The sequence below is a fragment of the Bacteroides sp. 214 genome, assembly GCF_010501015.1.
GTDB lineage: Bacteria > Bacteroidota > Bacteroidia > Bacteroidales > Bacteroidaceae > Bacteroides.
On the sequence record NZ_QVML01000003.1, the window covers coordinates 109,129 to 130,774 of the forward strand.

General features: G+C 39.9%; 13 protein-coding genes. 7 read left to right on the forward strand and 6 right to left on the reverse strand.

What is annotated here, in order from left to right; genetic code table 11:
- Positions 1-55: 55 nt before the first annotated feature.
- Positions 56-1,390, reverse strand: coding sequence for an ATP-binding protein (locus D0T50_RS04355; RefSeq protein ID WP_163222282.1), 1,335 nt, complete (start codon positions 1,388-1,390; stop codon positions 56-58).
- A gap of 261 nt (positions 1,391-1,651) precedes the next feature.
- Between D0T50_RS04355 and leuS the strand changes: the two genes are divergently transcribed.
- The 4 genes from leuS (at position 1,652) to D0T50_RS04375 (ending at position 8,502) form a co-directional block, all read left to right on the forward strand.
- A complete protein-coding gene (gene leuS / locus D0T50_RS04360) occupies positions 1,652-4,486 on the forward strand; it encodes a leucine--tRNA ligase (RefSeq protein ID WP_163222283.1) in 2,835 nt (944 codons plus the stop codon).
- A gap of 8 nt (positions 4,487-4,494) precedes the next feature.
- Positions 4,495-5,379, forward strand: coding sequence for a YitT family protein (locus D0T50_RS04365; RefSeq protein ID WP_163222284.1), 885 nt, complete (start codon positions 4,495-4,497; stop codon positions 5,377-5,379).
- Between the two features lie 13 nt (positions 5,380-5,392).
- Entirely contained in the window at positions 5,393-5,977 is a 585-nt protein-coding gene (locus tag D0T50_RS04370) for a non-canonical purine NTP diphosphatase (protein WP_163222285.1), read from the forward strand.
- Positions 5,978-6,213: 236 nt separating this feature from the next.
- On the forward strand, positions 6,214-8,502 hold the full coding sequence (locus D0T50_RS04375) for a two-component regulator propeller domain-containing protein (protein WP_163222286.1): 2,289 nt from the start codon (positions 6,214-6,216) through the stop codon (positions 8,500-8,502).
- 9 nt (positions 8,503-8,511) lie between these two features.
- On the opposite strand, the gene nadA is transcribed toward D0T50_RS04375, so the two are convergent.
- Positions 8,512-9,504 (reverse strand): quinolinate synthase NadA, encoded by a 993-nt coding sequence (nadA, locus tag D0T50_RS04380; protein ID WP_163222287.1) that lies wholly within the window; start codon positions 9,502-9,504, stop codon positions 8,512-8,514.
- A 484-nt stretch (positions 9,505-9,988) separates the two neighbouring features.
- Between nadA and D0T50_RS04385 the strand changes: the two genes are divergently transcribed.
- Positions 9,989-10,513, forward strand: a complete 525-nt coding sequence (locus tag D0T50_RS04385) for an RNA methyltransferase (protein WP_163222288.1) — start codon at positions 9,989-9,991, stop codon at positions 10,511-10,513.
- Positions 10,514-10,600: 87 nt separating this feature from the next.
- On the opposite strand, the gene D0T50_RS04390 is transcribed toward D0T50_RS04385, so the two are convergent.
- The 4 genes from D0T50_RS04390 to D0T50_RS04405 are packed head-to-tail and all read right to left on the reverse strand — an operon-like array spanning position 10,601 to position 18,365.
- Positions 10,601-12,121, reverse strand: coding sequence for a glycoside hydrolase family 32 protein (locus D0T50_RS04390; RefSeq protein WP_163222289.1), 1,521 nt, complete (start codon positions 12,119-12,121; stop codon positions 10,601-10,603).
- An 18-nt stretch (positions 12,122-12,139) separates the two neighbouring features.
- Positions 12,140-13,555, reverse strand: coding sequence for a DUF4960 domain-containing protein (locus D0T50_RS04395; RefSeq protein WP_163222290.1), 1,416 nt, complete (start codon positions 13,553-13,555; stop codon positions 12,140-12,142).
- A gap of 17 nt (positions 13,556-13,572) precedes the next feature.
- Positions 13,573-15,255, reverse strand: a complete 1,683-nt coding sequence (locus D0T50_RS04400) for a RagB/SusD family nutrient uptake outer membrane protein (RefSeq protein ID WP_163222291.1) — start codon at positions 15,253-15,255, stop codon at positions 13,573-13,575.
- Between the two features lie 11 nt (positions 15,256-15,266).
- Entirely contained in the window at positions 15,267-18,365 is a 3,099-nt protein-coding gene (locus D0T50_RS04405; RefSeq protein ID WP_163222292.1) for a TonB-dependent receptor, read from the reverse strand.
- 297 nt (positions 18,366-18,662) lie between these two features.
- Between D0T50_RS04405 and D0T50_RS04410 the strand changes: the two genes are divergently transcribed.
- A complete protein-coding gene (locus tag D0T50_RS04410) occupies positions 18,663-20,480 on the forward strand; it encodes a GH32 C-terminal domain-containing protein (RefSeq protein ID WP_163222293.1) in 1,818 nt (605 codons plus the stop codon).
- Between the two features lie 7 nt (positions 20,481-20,487).
- Positions 20,488-21,639 (forward strand): MFS transporter, encoded by a 1,152-nt coding sequence (locus tag D0T50_RS04415; protein WP_370520878.1) that lies wholly within the window; start codon positions 20,488-20,490, stop codon positions 21,637-21,639.
- The last annotated feature ends 7 nt before the right edge of the window (positions 21,640-21,646 follow it).

A 21,646-nucleotide genomic window follows, 5' to 3' on the forward strand; every position in this document is an offset into this window, starting at 1 on the left:
CAGTGGTAACCACTCTTACTCTAAGTGGTTACCACAAAACCAGCTATTAAGGCTATTATCTTTGAGTTATGATTTTCTCTATTTGCCCTGCATAATAATAAGGCAAGTTATACAATCGAAAAACTTTGCTCGAGGGAGTTTTTACTTCATCAATAGAGAATGGATTTGTCCAAAATCGTATAGCAATATCGTGGGGTGCTTTCTCCATATACTGATGAAGAGAGCGTAACTTGGCATTATTGCCCGACTTTACTTCAATAGGAATAATTTTATCTCCCATTTGAATAACATAATCAACCTCAGAAGATGCCGCGTTATTTTCTCTTACCCAGAAGAATCTTTTTTGCGAAAAACGATTGTTTGTTGCGAGTAATTCCTGCCCCACGATTTGTTCCGCTATCCTTCCTCGCCAAGCATCGCTAATATCCTTCACTCCAAATAATTCTTTTTGCAACCCGGCAGCGTAGTTCACTAAACCGGTATCAATCCACAACAATTTGGGCGATCGCTTTGGTTCAGGAGAGAGAGGAATTTCGCAAGAGGTAGTAGGATAAGCTAACTCCAGCAACATCGTCTTTTCAAGAGTTCTGAAAGCTTCTCCCATTTCACGCGAACGATAAGAAGAATTTCCAAATCGTTCAAATGTAATGCGTTGTGCAGCATACCCCCAACCGTTGGTCAATATATGACGTAGCACATTTCGTATGGTTTCTCCCGTCGCATATTTTTCTACATCATCCCGATAGCCTGTAAGAAGCGTTTCGTATAGGTTTTGTAGGGATACGATATCTTTATTTTTTGAATAATCGTCCACTACTTCGGGCATACCACCGATAAGTGTATAAGTATTAAACAGCCCTATCATTTTAGAATGTAAGGCGTGAGGAATTTCCGCTCTTGCATGAGCTTCCTTTATTTCATTTTGCCCTATTGCACCAAGAAATTCATTGAAAGAACAGGGTCGAACAGCCATATATTCCACCCTGCCAACAGGAAAAGAAATGTGCTTATCAATCAAACTCTCGAGTAAAGAACCAGCGGCAATAACATGAATGTATGGCACGTCTTCATAAAAATATCTGAGTTTGGCCACTGCTTTTGGTGAGTTCTGAATTTCATCAATAAAGAGTAATGTCCGTACCTGCTTCTTAGATTGATTGTTCAATAAGTATATGGCAGTAAGCAATTCTTCCATCTCTATATTATCCTCGAAGAGATTAAAATCAGTCTCTCGCTCCAGGTTAAGCTTAAGATATACTTCAAAATCTTTGGAAAATTCATTAACCAACGTTGTTTTACCAACCTGCCTAGCCCCCCTTAGTACCAAAGGTTTGCGATTTTCTCTATCTGCCCACTCTCTCAAATAGGCTATTGCATTTCTATAAAACATAATCAGTGCGCTTGATATAGTACAAAAACAGTTACTTGTAACAAAACATAGGCAAACATAGCTATTATTTGTAACAAAACATAGGCAAAAAACATATTTTTTTGTAATAGAATATAGGCAAACAAACTTCCGGCTACTTCGTGGTATTAATAATAGCAATCAATTAAAATAATTATTCCACATTCTTTCATTATCTTTGCCCCGCAAAAATAACGCGCTCCGTAAGCGCATTAACTGTATCATTAGTAAAGGATTACCGCTATGGAATATAATTTCGGAGAGATTGAGAAAAAATGGCAAAAAAGATGGGAAGAACAAAAAACCTATCAGGTAAAGGAAGATAAGACAAAACAGAAGTTTTATGTATTAAATATGTTTCCTTATCCATCGGGAGCGGGGCTGCACGTTGGTCACCCACTGGGATATATAGGGTCGGACATATATGCACGCTTCAAACGCCTGCAGGGATTTAATGTGCTCAACCCCATGGGGTATGATGCCTACGGACTACCCGCTGAACAATATGCCATTCAAACCGGACAACATCCTGCTATTACTACCGAACAAAACATCAAAAGATATCGCGAACAATTAGATAAAATAGGATTCTCGTTCGACTGGAGTCGCGAAGTACAAACCTGCGACCCCGTATATTATAAATGGACACAGTGGGCATTTATCCAAATGTTCAACAGCTACTACTGCTTTGATAGCGGGCAAGCACGTCCTATCTCCGAACTGGAAGAAGCCTTCCCAAAATATGGCAGCAGCGGCATGAACGTGGCTTGCAGCGAAGAACTCGAATTTACCGCCGAAGAGTGGAACGCTTACGACGAACAAAAAAAGCAAGAGGTACTGATGAACTATCGTATAGCTTACTTGGGCGAAACCATGGTGAACTGGTGCGAAGGTTTGGGAACCGTACTTGCCAACGACGAAGTGATAGACGGACTCTCCGAACGTGGCGGATTTCCTGTAGTACAAAAAATGATGCGTCAATGGTGTCTGCGCGTTTCAGCATACTCGCAACGTTTGCTCGATGGACTCGATACCATCAACTGGACTGATTCACTGAAAGAAACGCAACGCAACTGGATTGGTCGTAGCGAAGGAGCAGAGATGAAGTTTTCGGTAGCCGATTCGGATATTGAATTTACCATCTTTACTACCCGCGCGGATACTGTTTTCGGCGTTACCTTCATGGTGCTTGCGCCCGAGAGTGAACTTACTCCACTGCTGACTACACCTCAACAACAAACCGAAGTAGAGGCTTACCTGCAACGTACCAAAAAACGTACCGAGCGCGACCGCATTGCTGACCGCACCGTAAGTGGTGTATTCTCGGGAAGCTATGCTATCAACCCGCTGACTAACGAAAAAATACCTGTATGGATCAGCGATTATGTATTGGCAGGCTATGGCACAGGAGCTATCATGGCGGTTCCTGCACACGATAGTCGCGACTATGCTTTCGCTAAACACTTCGGGTTGGAAATTCGTCCGCTGATAGAAGGTTGTGATGTATCTGAAGAGAGTTTCGATGCCAAAGAAGGTATTATGATGAACTCTCCTCGTCCCGGAGCTGCCGAAGGCGGACTGGTACTGAACGGACTCTCGGTAAAAGAAGCTATCGCTAAAACCAAACAATACATTGAAGAAAGCGGCTTAGGAAAGGTAAAAGTAAACTTCCGCTTGCGCGACGCTATCTTTTCGCGTCAACGTTATTGGGGCGAGCCATTCCCTGTTTATTACAAAAATAATATGCCCTATATGCTTCCCGAAGAGTGCCTGCCACTAAAACTTCCCGAAGTAGACAAATATCTGCCTACCGAAACAGGCGAACCACCATTGGGCAATGCCATCGTTTGGGCGTGGGATACTATTAACCAAACAGTGGTTGAAAATACAAAGATTGACAACGTAACCATCTTCCCGCTCGAACTCAATACCATGCCAGGATTTGCCGGTTCGTCGGCATACTACCTACGCTATATGGATCCTAAAGATAACGATTACCTGGTGGCACCCGATGTAGCAAATTACTGGGAAAACGTAGATTTATATGTAGGGGGTACCGAACATGCTACTGGTCACTTAATTTATTCGCGTTTCTGGAATAAGTTCTTGTACGACATCAAGGTGTCAATTAAAGAAGAGCCATTCCAAAAACTGATTAACCAGGGAATGATTCAAGGAAGAAGTAACTTTGTGTATCGCGTAAAGAACAGCAATACCTTTGTTTCACTAAACAAAAAAGACCAATACGATGTTACGCCATTGCACGTAGATGTAAACATTGTATCTAATGATACACTGGATCTTGAAGCATTCAAAGCATGGCGTCCCGAATTTGAAACGGCAGAGTTTATTCTTGAAGATGATGGAAAATACATTTGCGGTTGGGCAGTAGAGAAAATGAGTAAGTCCATGTTCAACGTGGTAAACCCCGATATGATTGTAGAAAAATATGGTGCCGACACATTACGTATGTACGAAATGTTTTTAGGTCCGTTGGAACAATCCAAACCGTGGGATACCAATGGTATTGACGGGGTATATCGTTTTATCCGCAAATTCTGGTCATTGTTCTACGATAGAAACGGTTCGTACATCGTAACTGAAGAAGCGGCTACCAAAGAAGAATTGAAATCATTGCACAAACTGATAAAGAAAGTTAGCTGGGATATTGAGAATTTCTCATTCAATACTTCCGTAAGTGCCTTTATGATTTGTGTGAACGACCTCAATGCTCTGAAATGCTACAAAAAGGAAATACTCAACCAATTGATTATTGTTCTTGCTCCTTTTGCGCCACACATAACCGAAGAGCTTTGGGAAACATTGGGCAATAGCGGAACCGTATTTGATGCCACATGGCCCGTATGCAATGAAGAGTATCTGAAGGAAGATGTGATTAATTATACAGTCTCTTTCAATGGAAAAGCACGCTACAATATGGAGTTTGCCGCCGATGCAACAAACGAACATATTCAGACAGAAGTATTGAATGATGAACGCTCCGCCAAATGGATGGACGGTAAAGAAGCCAAGAAGATTATCATTGTTCCCAAGAAGATTGTAAACATAGTTATCTAAGCAACAATATGAGCATGAAGCTTACCAAGTCTGATGCGATCAGAGAAATTAAAGATATATTTTTTATCACACTGGGATTAATGTGCTACGCGATAGGGTGGGCGGCTTTCCTTCTTCCTTATCAAATCACCACGGGAGGTGTTACAGGTATTTCGGCAATTATATTCTATGCCACCGGATTTCCTATTCAATACACCTATTTTATTATTAACGCGGTATTGATGCTCTGCTCATTCAAAATTCTCGGATTCAAATTTACTCTGAAAACAACGTATGGCATCTTTATGCTTACATTTTTACTGGGGTTCTTTTCCGATTTAATTGGTACGCAACAAATTATTGGCGAGGGACAAGAATTTATGGCGTGTATGGTTGGAGCGGCATTATGTGGTATAGGACTTGGTATTGTATTTGCCAATAACGGCAGTACAGGAGGAACAGATATTATTGCCGCCGTAATCAACAAATATCGTGATGTAACTTTTGGAAGAATGATATTGTATTGCGATATCATCATTATTTCTTCGTGTTACTTTGTATTTGAAGATTGGAAACGCGTAGTATTTGGTTTCGCCACCTTGGTAGTTATCAGCTATGTACTGGACCTTATTGTGAATAGCGCCCGCCAATCTGTGCAATTTATGATATTCTCCAAAGAATATGCGAAAATAGCCGATCGCATTATATCCGAAACACATCGTGGTGTAACCGTACTTGATGGTACAGGATGGTATAGCAAAAACGGTGTGAAAGTATTGGTTGTTATGGCAAAGAAAAGCCAGTCAGTCAGTATTTTCCGCTTGGTGAAAGATATTGACCCTAACGCGTTTATCTCTCAAAGCTCTGTTATCGGAGTATATGGCGAAGGATTCGACCGTATTAAAGTAAAATAATAACTAAATAAACATGCCACGTAAATTAGTATTTGCTACCAACAATCAGCATAAACTGGAAGAAGTTTCGTACATATTAGGAGATCAAATAGAGTTGCTTAGCCTCAAAGATATAGGTTGCGATGTAGATATCCCTGAAACAGCCGACACACTGGAAGGTAACGCTTACTTAAAAGCAAAATATGTAGTAGAAAACTATCATTTGGATACTTTTGCCGATGACACCGGCATGGAGGTGGAAGCGTTGAACAATGCACCGGGTATTTATTCTGCCCGTTATGCTGGCGATACTAAAGACTCGCAAGCCAATATGAATAAAATACTAAACGAACTACAAGGCATTGAAAACCGAAAAGCACGTTTTCGTACTGTTATTTCACTTATTCTGAATGGTAAAGAATATCTCTTCGAAGGAATTATAAACGGAAGAATTATTGAAGAAAAACGTGGAGAAACAGGATTTGGATACGACCCTATCTTTATGCCCGATGGCTATGAGCAAACTTTTGCCGAAATGGGTAATGAAGTAAAGAATACAATTAGCCACAGAGCTTTGGCAGTGCAGAAATTGTGCGAATTTCTACGTTCCATACAATAAATAGGAGAGTAAGTAGGTTATATAAAGGGGAGTAGTGTTTTATTATAATTGCCGTCGGTTTTAACCGACGGGTACAAAGGTTATTCTTAACACGGCTTTAGCCAAACTGTTTTTTGGCTAAAGCCTAATATAAAAACACTATAAATCCGGCAGCTAAAGCAGCCGGCAATTGATGATTTACCATACAAAATGGAAGATTATATTTTTAATGTACTTTCTTTTTAGTTTTATAGAATATGAAACATATATCCTGCCTCATTTTACTTTTCTTCGCTATACAAGTTCACGCCCAACAAGCTATTGGCACTTGGCGTACACATTTATCTTACCACAACGTTACCCAAACCGAACCTGCCGGAGACATTATTTACGCACTGGCAAACGGTGGACTTTTCTCGTATAATAAAGAAGATCAGGAAGTATATCTTTTCGACAAAATAAACAAGCTAAACGATACAAACATCACGCGTATAGCTTACAATAAAGAGTATAAAACATTAGTTATAATTTATTCTAATGCCAACATAGACCTATTGGTAGAAGATAAAAAAGTATATAACCTGCCCGATTTCATGAATAAAATCATGACGTATAGTAAAGAAGTAAACAGTATACGTTTTCATAATGAATATGCTTATTTATCAACTTCATTCGGCATACTTGTTATCAATCTCAATAAAAAAGAAATAGCCAATACTTATACTTTACACAAAGTAGTAAACGACTGTACGATAGACAATCAAACCATTTATGCTGCTACACAAGAGGGATTATTTGTAGGAAAACTTACCGATAATCTTTTGGATAACAGTAAATGGAAAAAAACATCTGATGATGTATTTGAACATTTTGTATTATACGATGATATATTAATGGGTAATATTGCTCAAAGTGGAATTTATAGAATAGACAAAGAAACCTGTGTGGCTACCATGTACCTGCAAGGAAATTACACCATGATGAATCCATACGAAGACAAACTACTATGTGGAAACAGTTATATATTTTTGCCTTTTCATACAAAAGACACATGGAATTACATGGAACTAGGCAGAGAGGTAAATCATATGTCGTACGCAAACAATACTTACTGGGGAGCATATAAAGAGAGTGGATTAACAGGACAAAAACTCACGGATAACAAAATGGAAGACATTATGTCGGGGGTTATTCCAAACAGTCCGGTAAGAAATTTACCTCACTACATGAAATTTGAAGGCGAACGCCTATTTATTACTGGAGGAGGTATTCATTACGATCGTTTCGATAATCCGGGAACAATTGCCATGTTTGAAAACAATAAGTGGAGTAATGTAAATGAGAAGGCAATAGCCGCTTCTATCGGGCAATCGTTTAGAGATATTACCTCCATCGCCCAGAACCCGAAAGATAACGAACATTTTTTTGCTTCATCGGCAGGAGAAGGATTGTATGAGTTTAAAGAAGGAGAATTCATAAAACTTTATACGATGGATAATAGTCCGCTTGAAACTATTATTCCCGATAGCCGTAATTACATCCGTATCAATGGACTGAACTACGATACTAATAATAACCTCTGGATGTTAAGCAGCGAAACAAAAAATAGTGTTCATGTATTGAAAGAAGATGGCAACTGGGTTAGCTTTACTTTCCCTGAAACAACAAAATTGACCAACTTTGAAGAGAGCCTTTTTGATAGGCGTGGCTGGTTTTGGGCTACTTCACATTGGATTATTAATTCGGGAATATTCTGCCTGAACACCAATAATACATTAGAAGATGCGAGTGATGATAAGTATAAATTCCTGACTCGCTTTACCAATCAGGACGGTATATTACTTGACAGAACCAATATTAATTGCATAGTTGAAGATAAAAACGGTGCAATATGGGTTGGTACGGATAAAGGACCGGTGATATTCAATAACCCATCACGCTTTTTCGAGAGTGATGTACGCTGCACACAAATTAAAGTACCCAGAAATGACGGAACCAATCTGGCAGATTATTTACTCGTAAACGATATTATCAATGCCATTGCAATAGATGGTGCAAACCGCAAATGGATTGGTACAGAAACAAATGGTATTTATCTGATTAGTGAAGATGGATTAGAAACGATAAAACACTTCACAGAGAAGAATAGTCCGCTACTCTCTAACAATATACTTTCCATTGCTATACATCCACGTACCGGCGAAGTATTTATCGGCACAAACAAAGGATTGATTTCTTATCAAAGTGATGCCACCGAAGCCGAAGAAGATTTTGCAAGCGAAATATATGCGTATCCAAACCCTGTAAAGCCTTCGTATGACGGTATTATTACTGTTACCGGACTAGTTCGTGACAGTGATGTAAAAATAGCCGATGCAAGCGGAACGGTTATCTATTCGGGAACATCCGTAGGCGGACAGTTCACTTGGGACGGAAAGAATAGAGAGGGTAGGAGAGTAGCTTCGGGCGTTTACTTTGTATTAGCCGCCGACGCAAGTGGAAAAGAAGGAATTGCTACAAAAATCTTAGTGATAACAGGGAAGTAGGAATTACTCCTACATCCCTAATTTTTCCGAAATATCCAGCATTCGTTTTATAGGCTTCACTGCTTCTTTTGCTATTTCAGCATCTACCTCTATCTCCGGATATTCATATTTCAAGCAATTATAAAGCTTCTCGAGCGTATTTAGCTTCATAAAAGAACAATCATTGCATCCACAAGTACTATCATTGGGAGGCGCTGGAATGAACGTTTTATGAGGTGCTTGTTTTTGCATCTCGTGTAGAATACCCGATTCGGTAGCCACAATAAACTTATTTTTATCGCTATTTATACTATACTTCAACAATGCTGCTGTAGAACCTACAAAATCTGCCAATGCCAATACCGTGTTTTTACACTCTGGGTGAGCTAATACAAGTGCATCTGGATGAGCTGCTTTCAGTTCTACAATTTTCTCTACCGAAAACTGTTCGTGCACATGGCAAGCACCATCCCATAATAACATATTCCGGTTAGTAACCGAGTTAATATAATTTCCTAAGTTTCTATCCGGACCGAAGATTATTTTCTCATCTTTGGGAAAACTTTCTACTATCTGTTTTGCGTTAGTAGAAGTCACTACTATATCGGTAACAGCTTTGACTGCCGCAGTAGTATTTACATACGAAATAACGGTATAACCTGGATGCTCTTTGACAAATTTACCAAACTTATCTGCCGGACAGCTATCAGCAAGTGAACAGCCTGCATTGAAATCGGGTATCAATACCTTTTTATCAGGAGAGAGTATTTTAGCTGTTTCGCCCATAAAATGAACACCACAAAGCACAATGATATCCGCTGTTGTTTTAGCCGCCCATTGTGCAAGTGCTAAGCTATCACCTACATAATCGGCTATATCTTGAATTTCGCCTGTCTGGTAATAGTGTGCCATAATAACAGCATTTTTCTCCTTTTTCAATTCATTGATTGCTTTAATCAAATCGATATGCGCATCAATAGGTTCATCGGCGAAACCTTTTATTAACCATTCCTCTTTTTTCATTATTATATTTTTGTTTTAGTTTTAAATAATTGAAAATATATGATGATTATAATAGGGTGTTGAAACTGTCAATATTTTCATGCTCTAAAACTTGCGTATAAAGGTATTAGTTTGAGAAAAACTGTTATACCTACTCTATTAACAACATTAAATTATTCTATTTGTTTGATAATAAAGTAGATGTATACTGTTATTAACAAACGGTTGATAATTGGCAAAGTTAAAAACTTTGTTAGAGAATTAGGTTATTTGATACTGAAAAATGTGTTTAAGTAGCTATAGAAAAAAAGGATTAAAAAATTTGCATTGTTAATTCAGTAGTGCCGTATAAATAGTTTTTATATTTCGTGGTTTATTCCCGCTGAAAATGTGAATTTGTTTTGGATAAGTTTTCCACTGTTATTAACAATCTTTTCCACATAGATGTTTATTGCTTTCCATCACAAAGGGTTACTTTTGTAATTAAATCATAGAATTATATATTATGCGTAAACTGAAAATTACCGAATTGAATAGAATTACTGCCGAAGAGTATAAAGAAGCTAAAAAAATTCCATTGGTTGTGATACTTGATGATATACGCAGCTTGCATAATATAGGTTCGGTTTTTCGCACGGCAGATGCTTTTCGGGTATCGGCTATTTATTTATGCGGTATTACGGCAATACCTCCACACCCCGAAATACACAAAACAGCACTTGGAGCCGAGTTTAGTGTAGATTGGTATTACTCTAAAGATACTGTAGAGGCTGTTAAATCACTTCAGGAAGATGGTTATTTTATATACTCTATTGAACAGGTAGAAGGTAGTGTGATGCTTAACGAGCTTCAACTTGATAAAACAAAAAAATATGCGGTGATACTTGGTAACGAAGTAAAAGGTGTAAAACAAGAAGTTATTGATGCTTCCGATACTTGCATTGAAATACCACAATACGGAACAAAACACTCATTAAATGTTTCGGTTACTGCAGGGATTGTTATTTGGGATTTGTTTAATAAACTGTAGATATATACGAGGAGGATGTATCAAGCTTTTATTCTTGACACATCCTCTTTTTCTATTTCTCTAAGTTGTACTACTGTACGATATGTTTTATTTGAACATTTCTACGTTAAATGTAGCATCGCCTTCTTCGGCAAATATAGCCCACGGATTTTGTGTCATCTGATAAATACGGTTTGACAAGGCTACTTCATTATTAATATATGCCACACATACCGAATTTTCTACAACTACTGTAATTTGGTATTCGCCGTTTATGGTTGCAGGTAATACTGCTTCAGTCAACGTTTTGTCTACATTTTCGTTTACTACATAGTTGAGTTTTACCTTTTGTGCTTCGGTATCAATGGTAAGATCGTATACATATTTACGACTTCCGGCTGCACCAAACTCAATACCAAACCGTTTAGCACTTGTTGCTTTCACTGTTGCAGTAATCTTGTTTACAGCACCTTTGTCGAAACGTGGAAATACAACAATAGCTTTTTGGTTTGTGCCTTTCAACGCATATGAGTTGCCGCTTACTGCAGCTTCTTTAATAATTTCAGCTTTTAGGTTCACTTTGTTACTTAGCTTCTCATTGATAGATTCGGGAATACTCAAACGAAGTTCGCCGGTGGTTTGTTGCTCGATGCGATGCACTACCAAAGCGCCCGCCCAACTGTAATTATTATAGTCTGAAGCATCGTCGCGTGTAGGACACCAGCCGAAAAGATAACGGTTTGTGCCATCGGTAGCTGTTTTGGCTGCATAATAGGCATATCCATCCAGAAAATTATTCGACGGAACCGTCCATTCTTGGGTGCCGATAGTGCGATATACATAATGTACTCCACGTCTGTCATTTTGCTCCGAGAAGATAAGGTATTGGTAATTACCTATCGTAAATACATCTGCACACTCCAGGTTATTTGTCTCTGCGCTGTCGTAAAAAGGTTCACGACGTTGCCACCCTTCGGTTAGTTTATCAGAGGTGTATTGTGTGAGTACAGCACGCCAAGATCCTTTATAGTCGGCACGGGTAGTTACAAGCATGGTATATGTACCATCGGTGTTTTTCATGATGAACGGATCGCGAAAATCATTGCGGTCGTATCCGTCGCCCCAACCATTGAGTACATAACCCTTCTTTTCCCATGTTTTGAGGTCAGTTGATGTAGCTAAGAATATCTCTTCTTTAGGGTCCATTTCGCTGTTATGAGCGGTATAGAAGAAATAGTATGTATCCCCTTCTTTGAACACAGATCCTGTACCTAGAGCATCTTCCCTGCCTCCATCTTCTCCATAAGCAATCATTTCACCACTATCTTCGTAACTCATGAAGTCTGTTGTTACGGCTTTGTAAATCGGATGAAATGTGGGTGCACCATCGCGTGCGTCTTGTAGATAGAATATATGAAACTTTCCATCTTCGAAGAAAGGCATCGGGTCGCCCACCCACCCTTGGGCGGGTTTAAAGAAGGTTGAGTAACTGAGGTTTAAATCATTTACGTCGTACATAGCTGGTGTGCCGGGTGCGGCTGTGGGGTCATTGCTGACGTATTCGAGGTCACTGCACGCACTAATATTCAGGCTGGCGATGAAAGCTATGATTATATATTTTGTTTTCATGATTATATCAATTAGAATTTATTTGGTTAGATAATTGAGAATATTGTAGGTTAGCTTCTCTATATTATCGTGATATTTATTCTCCGGCGAGTTGTCTTCGTGATACCAGTCGTAAGCCTCTGTTCCGGTGGTTATCACTGCTCCTCTATTGTCGGTAGCTTCATATTCGGTAATTACACAACGTTGGTTCATATCGTCATCCCAATGTACAGTGGCCAATTGTTTACCTCCGGTTATGTTTTCCCAAGCAGTCACATCTCTACCCCATCCTGTCCAGTCTTCCGATAGGTTCCATATTACATTGTGTCCTTTTACTTTGCTACCATTACTTATTGTCCAGAATCGATTTGTTTCTCCTGTTGCCATGCGCAATCCATTGAATATTTCGTGGTTGCGTGTAATACGCATGCCCCATCCAATACCATTGCCGTCGTTCAGCGTTGATGGACCATTTTCAAAGCCCCATGCATTGTTCCACATACCTCTATCTTTGGCTATGTTCAATACATTCCCTAGCGTGAGTCCAGCCGAACTAAGGAACATACTTCCTCCTTGCGCCAGATAAGTTTTTAGTGCATCTATTACTTTGCTATCATTAGCATCGGCATGTATTATAGGGTCACCACCTTTATCATACGAATCGTAGTGATACCATATTACAGCATAATTGTTCAACTCTTTTCCCTCTTTGATATCTTTGAACGACACGTATTCTGTTATTGGGAAATTATTGACAAACCATTCATAAGCAGTTTTCTCGTCCATATTGGTAATATCTCCGGCAGTAGCAGGCACGCCAAGGAAGGCCATTGTGCGAAAATCTACTAATTCTACTGCTACTGTATAAGTAAATGTTTCGTTTAAGTATTCGATGGTATACTCTATCGGGTTGGTGAAGTTATGGGTAGTTCCGATGGGTGATATCAGTTTAGCCCCTTCCGATAGTAGATAAGATGGTGCTAGTGCTGTTACATCCGAACCGATTGGTAGTTTTACCACCACTTTACGTTCTTTATTGTTAATAGTACCTTTGTATATCCCGATATTGAATTGTTCAAAATAGGTTACATCACTCACATGAGCCGATATAATTTTGTAGTCGTGATAAAGATTTCCATTGACAATGGTGTAGGTAACTGTATTCAAGAAATCAATCGGACCGTTTGGCATTTCCGGTGTTTTCACTTGTGCTCCTTCTGACAAGGTGAAAGAGGGAGTTACCTGACTTAAGTCCGTTCCTGTTTTAAACACTAGGTTGATAATCGAATTCTTCTGATCCAATGTTTCCTGCACGGCGTTGGCAGTAAAGGTTAATATCTTGACTTCGCCCGTGTTGTCTATTTCATTGTATTTATCGTCATCGCAAGCCATAAAGCAACTAATTGCTACAAATGCCAGCAGCGATGTTATCGTTTTGCATATATTCTTTTTCATTCTATTTGTTTTTAAATTTATTGCCATCCGTAATTCTGTTTATATATTCCTTTCACAAATGCAATTTGTTGTTGTGGAATAGGAATAAATTCATCTTTGTTTTTTGTAAATCTGGCCGATGAGTAGTACGATCGTTTATTCTTTTCTGTATCAAAATATTCGTTCAACACAGTGTCAGCAATACCCCAGCGCACAAGGTCGAAGAACCTGTTTCCTTCCATAGCCAATTCTAAACGACGTTCCCAACGCACTGCCTCCCGGGCATAGCTATTGCTCCACACACAGTTTACTCCGTTTTGATAAAGGGCAATGTTTAGGTTTGTGGCGTATGGGATAAAAGTGGTGCTTTTCTGTGCTCTTTCACGTATCTGGTTTACCAGTGGCAGTGCTTCTGTTTCACGGTTTAGCTCTACTAATGCTTCGGCTCTCATCAACACCACATCAGCATAACGTATAACGATGCGGTTTTTAGAGTTTCCGTAGAATGGGGATACATTTACGAAGCAGTCGCACGATGGATCTACATTCTCCTTGAGCGATGCGTAATAACCATATACATTGGGGTTGCGATTCCAGTTATCTTCGTAGATAAGCTCTTCGTTGTATTTGTACGGATATCCGGGTAGTGCCACGGTATGGTACAACCGAGGATCTGTTTTATCTTCACTGTCGTTATAATCGTTTTTATTGTAATTGGCAAAGTCAGGTAAACCATTTTGTGTTTTGAAGGCATTTACTAAGTTTTGGCTGGGTTTGTGGAAGTCACAACAACCTACTCCCATAGGTACAGAAAGTACATCTCCCCAGTTGAGTCGACCAAACATTGTACCGTCGCTAGTAGAATACTGTACGGCAAAGACTGATTCTTTTCCATTTTGGTAAGCTCCCGGCAAGAAGTTGCAGGCAATGTCGGGTTCAAGACCGTACGATGAGTTCATAACGATTTCGGTATATATCAACACATCTTTTAGATCATCTTCGTTGATGCTTGTTACGTTATTTCTTTCGTCTTGCCTATAGGCTTTGAACAGGCGCGCTTTGGCTAAGTAAGCAGCGGCAGATATCTTATTGGAACGTCCCACCTGTGATTGACTTACAGGTAGCAAGTTGTAAGCCCGTTGAAAATCGTTTACTATGAATGCCCATTGGTCGTCGTTTGGCAATTTATTGTCTATAAAATCGTACTCCTCGATGGGGGTATCCTCATCTACGAAAGGTATATGTCCAAATACTTCTTTGAGCATAAAGTAGAAGTGTCCGCGCAGGAAGTACATTTCGCCCATGCGTGTTTCTTTCAGCGGGAAATCTGCAGCTTCCACGGTTTTCAGCACAGCAAGTGCCGAGTTTATGCGCGAGATAGCTTCGTAGGTATAGAACCATAATCCGTCAGCTTCACCAAAATCTGTTTTTACGTTTTGATTTATTTCATAGAAATGAAAGGCTGAGATATCTGTTTCATCGTTTCCACCTTTATACGCATCGTCGGATCTCACGTTACCATAAGGCCAAAGGCTGAATGGCTTGTCATAATGGTCGTTGCCCAATGAAGAATATGCGGCTGTAACAAGCCCCTCTACCTGTTCGGCACCTTTTACCTCTTCTTCGCTGAGGATGCCTTGTGGAATTTCGTCAAGAAAATTACAACTATTCATTAGAATGGTTGTGGCTATTGCTATGAGTGTATATTTACTATTTTTCATTGTTATATCTGTTAGAAAGAAGCGTTAATACCAAAAGTTACTGTTAATGGAATGGGATATCCCCAAGCCGGATTCTCGGGATCTACACCGGTAAAACTCTTGCTCTTGATAGTGAACAAATTTTGTGCACTTACGTAGGTGCGGAAAGAACCTACTTTGATTTTCTGCAACCATGCTTTTGGTAGGTTATAACCCAGTTGTAAGTTGCGTAGTTTCAAATACGATCCATTCTCTACGAAGTATGAAGAGAAGCGTTTTTCGTCGGCATGGTCAGCGTACGATAAGGCAGGAATATTTGAATTGGGATTGGTAATAGGATCCCATGCGTTGAGTAGTCTTCGTCCTTTATTAGAACGTGTGTCGGATACACTCCAGAAATCGCTAGTGTACTTTAGCTGATTGATAATATCTACATTGTGTATACCTTGTAAATAAATGGTAAGATCGAAGTTTTTATATGCCAAATTGATGTTGAGTCCATAAGCAAAATCGGGAAACGGATCGCCAATCCATGTGCGGTCGTCGGAAGTAATTACCCCATCGTTATTCAGGTCACGGTAACGGATACGTCCCAATCCTTTGCCATCTTGACGACAGTGTTGGTCGAGGTCTTCTTGTGATTTGAATATTCCATCGGCGACATATCCGTAGAATGAGCCCAGCGGACGACCAAGAATATTGTCGAACGTTTGATTACCACCATACGAATTCTTTACCGATTCCGGCAGGTAAGTTACTTTGTTGTCATTGGTCGATATGTTGGCAGTTACATCGTATTCGAGACCAAAACCAACTTTTCCGCGATATCCTAATGAGAATTCAAAACCTTTATTCTCGATAGAAGCACCATTGTAGTACTTATTGGCCCCTTCACCTTTGATAGCTGCGTATCCTGGCAGGAAGAGTATATCCTCTGTTTTTTTGATATAATACTCTGCCGAACCGTAGAGTGCTTGATTGAACAACCCGAAGTCGAGACCAATATTAGTTTGGGTTGTTGTTTCCCATTTAAGGTCGGAATTCTTGAGTTGTGTCCGCTTAAATCCTGATGGTAGTTGTCCGCTTCCATTTCCATTAAAATCATAGGATGTTCCCCATACGGCATCCCAAGTCGGATCTCCTTTTCCATAGTCACTCACGTAGATATCGTAGATGGCGGTATTGGCCATCTCTTGATTACCGGTTTGTCCCCAGCCAAATCGTAATTTCAAGTCCGACATCCAGCTTTGTGAGCTCTCCATGAATGGTTCTTGGCTGATTTTCCAACCGGCATTGAATGCCGGAAATACTCCCCAACGGTTGTTGGATCCGAAGCGCGATGAGCCGTCGCGACGAATGGTAGCCGAAAGCAGATAACGGTCGGCATACGAATAGTTTATCTTTCCAAAGAAAGAGAGTAACGAGTAAGCAGTAGATATACCTGTTCCTTCGCTAGTACCTGTGCCCAGATCGGGCCACATATAGTTGGGTGTTTCCAATGCGAAGCCTTCGCGAGAAGCTGCAAAGTTGATATCTTCCTGACGAAACATTTCCATACCTGCCATGGTTTCAAATCGGTGGTAGCCTATTTTAAAGTCATACGTGGCTACATTACTCCATGTCCATTTTAACCAATGCGCTTGTTCCATAACAGATTTTGTACGGTCGCTTTCCAAGAATCCGGTCTGATAACTGTACGTAAGCGAACGTTTGTAGAAATTACCATAGTCTAATCCAAAGCTAGAGCGTATATTCAGTTTCTTTAATGGTTGTATGTTTAGATAAGCATTACCAAACATACGCCAGTAGCGATAACGATTGTCTTTGTTGTCTTCTATCAGACGAGCAGGGTTCTGGCGGTCGGGCAGTCCATTGATGGGACCTCCCCAGTTTTTGCCGTTTTCGGTGCGAACGGGTATAAATGGAACAGCAATCAGCGCTGCTTCTACAATCTGGTAAGGTTGTGTTACTTCGCTAGTGTGATTCAAACTAAAGTTTTCTCCTATGGTAAGTATATCACCCCATAATTTGTATTCGCTGTTCATGCGTGCCGATATACGTGAAAAGTCCGTTTCCTTTACCAAGCCTTCGTTATCGTAATAGCCCAGCGAAAAAAAATAGTTTCCTCTTTCGGTTCCGTTGCTTACCGATAAATTATATGATTGAGCTACCCCTGTACGTGTTACTTGGTCAAACCAGTCGGTATTAGCGGGTTTCATTGTTTGAGCGGCATCCAGATATTCGGGGAAATAAACAGCATTGAGCTTATTTACCCCATCCGCTGTGGTGTAATCGTATCTGATGCCCAAGTTATTGTCGTTTGGATTGATACCTGAATTGACAGATGCTTTCCACATGGCTTCGGCATACTCTTTTGAACTTAGCACATCAATCTTATTGTGATATTTGCTCATGGTAACGTATGCGTCGAAGTTTACACGAATATCTCCTTTCTTTCCTTTTTTAGTGGTTACAACAATAACTCCGTTTGCTGCGCGCGAACCATAGATGCTTGCTGCTGAAGCATCTCGAAGCACCTGAATACTTTCAATGTCGTTAGAATTCATTTCGTGCATGCCCGATGTGGTAGGTACTCCGTCGACAATGTAAAGAGGATCGTTATTGTTCAGCGTACCGATACCACGTATTCGTATGGTTGCCGAACCGCTCGGGTTACCGTCGGAAGTAACCTGCATGCCGGCTATACGTCCTTGCAATGCTTTCATCGGATTATTTTCGGCAGCCGACATCATATCGTCTATCTTTACTACAGAAACAGCTCCGGTAAGATCTGCCTTGCGTTCTGTTCGGTAGCCAACAGCCACAACTTCATCAAGAACAAGCGACGATTCTTTTAAATTCACATTAATAACCGTACGTCCATCCACCAGAATTTCCTGTGTGTCGTATCCTATAAAAGAAAAAACGAGTGTAGCATTAGTAGGTACGGATAATGAGTAGTCTCCATCCAGACCAGTTATTGTTCCGGCAGACTGACCTTTAATACTGACATTGACACCTATTATGCCTTCAGTTTCCGTGGTCGATTTTACAATTCCTTCTACTGTAATGTTCTGTGCATATACTATTCCGCACAAAGGTAAAAGGAGAATAATAATTAGGTTCCTCATATTACATGATAGATTTTAGTGTTAACAATTTGGATTAGTTTCACAAGATGCTTTCCGGGCCTCTTAGATTTCCTGCTTGCAAAGTAAAAGGAAAGAGATTGTTGGAACTGTAATTTTTGTTTCAAATCTCCCTAAATTTGTAACACCCAATAAATAGCATTTTTGAAACATATTGCGATGTAACAAAAATAGTAGTTATTGAAACATTTATTATGTATTGCAACCATTATATTCTGTTATTTTGCCAACAGCTTTCCGGCAATCTTATTTAAATGAATTTAATACCAAACAACGAACATGAATTATATCAGGAACCTACGTAAACCATTTACGTATATATTTTCTCTTTCCTTTATAGGAATGATAACCGTGCTCTTTTCGTGTAAAACACCCAATCCGTCTTTCGAAATACAACATTTGGAAAATGAACAGAGCATTGTACGAATAGAAAAGGCACAGAAATATTTGTTATTGCCCATAGAAGAAGCTTCCGGCGAGTCGCAACTATTCGTTATAGTAGATAATGGCGTGGTACAAACTCTGCATGTGAGACTGGCTGTGAACAATATCGATTATTTTGTACCTATTGACCTATCGGTATTTACAAGCAAGCACATTTCATTTAAAATTCAGCACATTGTCGACTCGGCTATCTGTTGGAATGAGATAAAACTCTCCGACACTTTCGACACCGCTAATCGCGAACCCTTTCGTCCCACTTACCACTTCTCTCCTCCATATGGTTGGATGAATGACCCCAATGGGATGGTATATAAAGACGGTGAGTATCACCTTTTCTATCAATACAACCCTTACGGATCTATGTGGGGCAATATGCATTGGGGGCATGCAGTAAGTAAAGATCTTGTTAGTTGGGAACATTTGCTTGTAGCCATTGCTCCCGATAGTTTGGGAACAATCTTTAGTGGTAGTGCTGTTGTTGATAAAGACAATACAGCAGGATTTGGTGCTGGAGCTATCATAGCAATCTATACTTCGGCAGGCGAACGGCAAACACAAAGCATGGCATACAGCCTAGACAATGGGCGGAACTTTACAAAATATGATTGTAATCCTATTATTATCGCTGATATACCCGACTTCCGTGACCCGAAAGTGTTTTGGCATACTGAAACAAACAGGTGGATTCTGATTCTAGCAGCAGGACAAGAGATGCAGCTTTATTCATCTTCTAATCTCAAAGAATGGACTTATGAAAGTAACTTTGGTGTAGGAGAAGGTGCACATGGTGGTGTTTGGGAGTGTCCCGATTTAATCGAACTTCCTGTAGAAGGTAGTAATCAAAAAAAATGGGTTTTGATTTGTAATCTGAATCCGGGAGGTCCTTTTGGCGGATCTGCAACCCAGTACTTTGTAGGCAGTTTCAATGGAAAGAGTTTTATTAACGAATCGCCCCAAATAACCAAGTGGATGGACTGGGGTAAAGACCATTATGCCACTGTTACTTGGAGCAATGCACCCGATAATCGCAGCATCGCTATAGCATGGATGAGTAACTGGCAGTATGCAAACAATGTTCCTACACAACAATTCCGAAGTGCCAACTCCCTTCCGCGCGATCTTACTCTCTACACCTTTAATGGCGAAACTTACTTGCGAAATGTACCTTCAGCGGAATTAGAAACACTACGAGGAAAGGCGGAAAATAAAAGATCATTTATAGTAGATCGTTTATACAACATAGATAAGCTAATGGACAGCAACACGGGTAGCTATGAAATAGAGATAAACATCACTAACAACAATGCCGAGGTTATCGGATTCCGTCTCTTTAATAGTCTTGGAGAAGAAGTGGATTGTTACTACAATCTGTTAGAGAAAAAATTCTACATGGACAGAAATACCAGCGGCACAATCAGCTTCAGCGAAGATTTCCCCGCAATAACAGAGGCTCCTGTTACCAGTGGTAAAGAGATGAAATTACGCTTATTTGTAGACAAATCAAGTATCGAAGCCTTTGGTGACAACGGACGCTTTGTAATGACCAACCTCGTCTTTCCGTCGGAATCATACAACCGCATCAGTTTTTACGGAAAAGGAGGTACGTATGAGGTTTCCACATTTAATGTTTATCCATTATCCATAACAAAATAGGTACAAAATGATGAAACAAAATAATCTCCTAAAACTAGTTCCCATTATGTTAGCATTCTTCGCTATGGGGTTTGTTGATTTGGTTGGAACTGCTACCAATTACGTTAAAAATGATTTGAATTTATCGGATACGATGGCCAATATATTCCCCTCTATGGTGTTCTTTTGGTTTTTGATTTGTTCGGTACCAACAGGTATGCTAATGAATCGTATCGGTCGTCGCAAGACGGTACTTTTGAGTTTGACGATTACTGCTACTTCTTTGCTAATTCCTATTATTAGCTACTCGTTTGTAGGGATGCTACTTTCATTCTCATTGCTGGGCATAGGTAATGCTTTGATGCAAGTGTCGCTCAATCCGTTGCTGTCGAATGTTGTAAATGGCGATAAACTGGCCAGCTCTTTAACTTTCGGTCAGTTTGTGAAGGCGATAGCCTCGTTCATAGCACCGCTCATTGCCAGTTGGGGAGCCTTGCAGTTCCATAATTGGCGCATACTATTCCCTATATTCATGGTTATCTCCGTATTAGCTATTTTTTTCTTGGGTATTACCTCAATTGAAGAAGAGAATACGGCAACTCAAAAAAGCTCTACATTCACACAATGTTTTGCCTTATTGGGCGATAAACTAATCCTGCTCTCTTTTTTAGGTATTGTTTGCCATGTAGGTATTGATGTTGGTACAAACGTTACTGCTCCCAAAATATTGATTGAACGTTTAGGGGTTTCGGTACACGATGCCGTTTATGCTACCAGTGTGTATTTCTTATTTCGTACTGTTGGTTGTTTCTCGGGAGCTTTTATTCTGGCACGGTTCTCCTCTAAAAAATTCTTCGGCATCAGTGCGTTTTGTATGCTGCTGGGTATGTGTGGCCTTTTCTTTTTCGATACAAAGATGATGATTTATGCTTGTGTTGCCCTTATTGGATTTGGCAATTCAAATATTTTCCCTATTATCTTCTCAGCTGCTTTGCTAAATAAACCGGAAAAGAAGAACGAGGTATCCGGATTGATGATTATGGGCCTTTTTGGTGGAACCATCTTTCCACTTATTATGGGAATTGCATCCGATGCCATAAATGCACAAGCTGGTGCCGTTGTCGTTATGCTGACAGGGGTTATCTACCTGTTATATTTTATTAGAAAGATTGCCAACTAAGTATTAA

Excerpts from the sequence above, each read along its gene's own strand:
- D0T50_RS04365 (WP_163222284.1), top strand. The coding sequence starts at position 4,495 with ATGAGCATGAAGCTTACCAAGTCTGATGCGATCAGAGAAATTAAAGAT.
- D0T50_RS04395 (WP_163222290.1), bottom strand. The coding sequence starts at position 13,555 with ATGAAAAAGAATATATGCAAAACGATAACATCGCTGCTGGCATTTGTA.
- D0T50_RS04370 (WP_163222285.1), top strand. The coding sequence starts at position 5,393 with ATGCCACGTAAATTAGTATTTGCTACCAACAATCAGCATAAACTGGAA.
- D0T50_RS04410 (WP_163222293.1), top strand. The coding sequence starts at position 18,663 with ATGAATTATATCAGGAACCTACGTAAACCATTTACGTATATATTTTCT.
- D0T50_RS04390 (WP_163222289.1), bottom strand. The coding sequence starts at position 12,121 with ATGAAAACAAAATATATAATCATAGCTTTCATCGCCAGCCTGAATATT.
- leuS (WP_163222283.1), top strand. The coding sequence starts at position 1,652 with ATGGAATATAATTTCGGAGAGATTGAGAAAAAATGGCAAAAAAGATGG.
- D0T50_RS04400 (WP_163222291.1), bottom strand. The coding sequence starts at position 15,255 with ATGAAAAATAGTAAATATACACTCATAGCAATAGCCACAACCATTCTA.
- D0T50_RS04375 (WP_163222286.1), top strand. The coding sequence starts at position 6,214 with ATGAAACATATATCCTGCCTCATTTTACTTTTCTTCGCTATACAAGTT.
- D0T50_RS04355 (WP_163222282.1), bottom strand. The coding sequence starts at position 1,390 with ATGTTTTATAGAAATGCAATAGCCTATTTGAGAGAGTGGGCAGATAGA.
- D0T50_RS04405 (WP_163222292.1), bottom strand. The coding sequence starts at position 18,365 with ATGAGGAACCTAATTATTATTCTCCTTTTACCTTTGTGCGGAATAGTA.
- nadA (WP_163222287.1), bottom strand. The coding sequence starts at position 9,504 with ATGAAAAAAGAGGAATGGTTAATAAAAGGTTTCGCCGATGAACCTATT.
- D0T50_RS04415 (WP_370520878.1), top strand. The coding sequence starts at position 20,488 with ATGATGAAACAAAATAATCTCCTAAAACTAGTTCCCATTATGTTAGCA.
- D0T50_RS04385 (WP_163222288.1), top strand. The coding sequence starts at position 9,989 with ATGCGTAAACTGAAAATTACCGAATTGAATAGAATTACTGCCGAAGAG.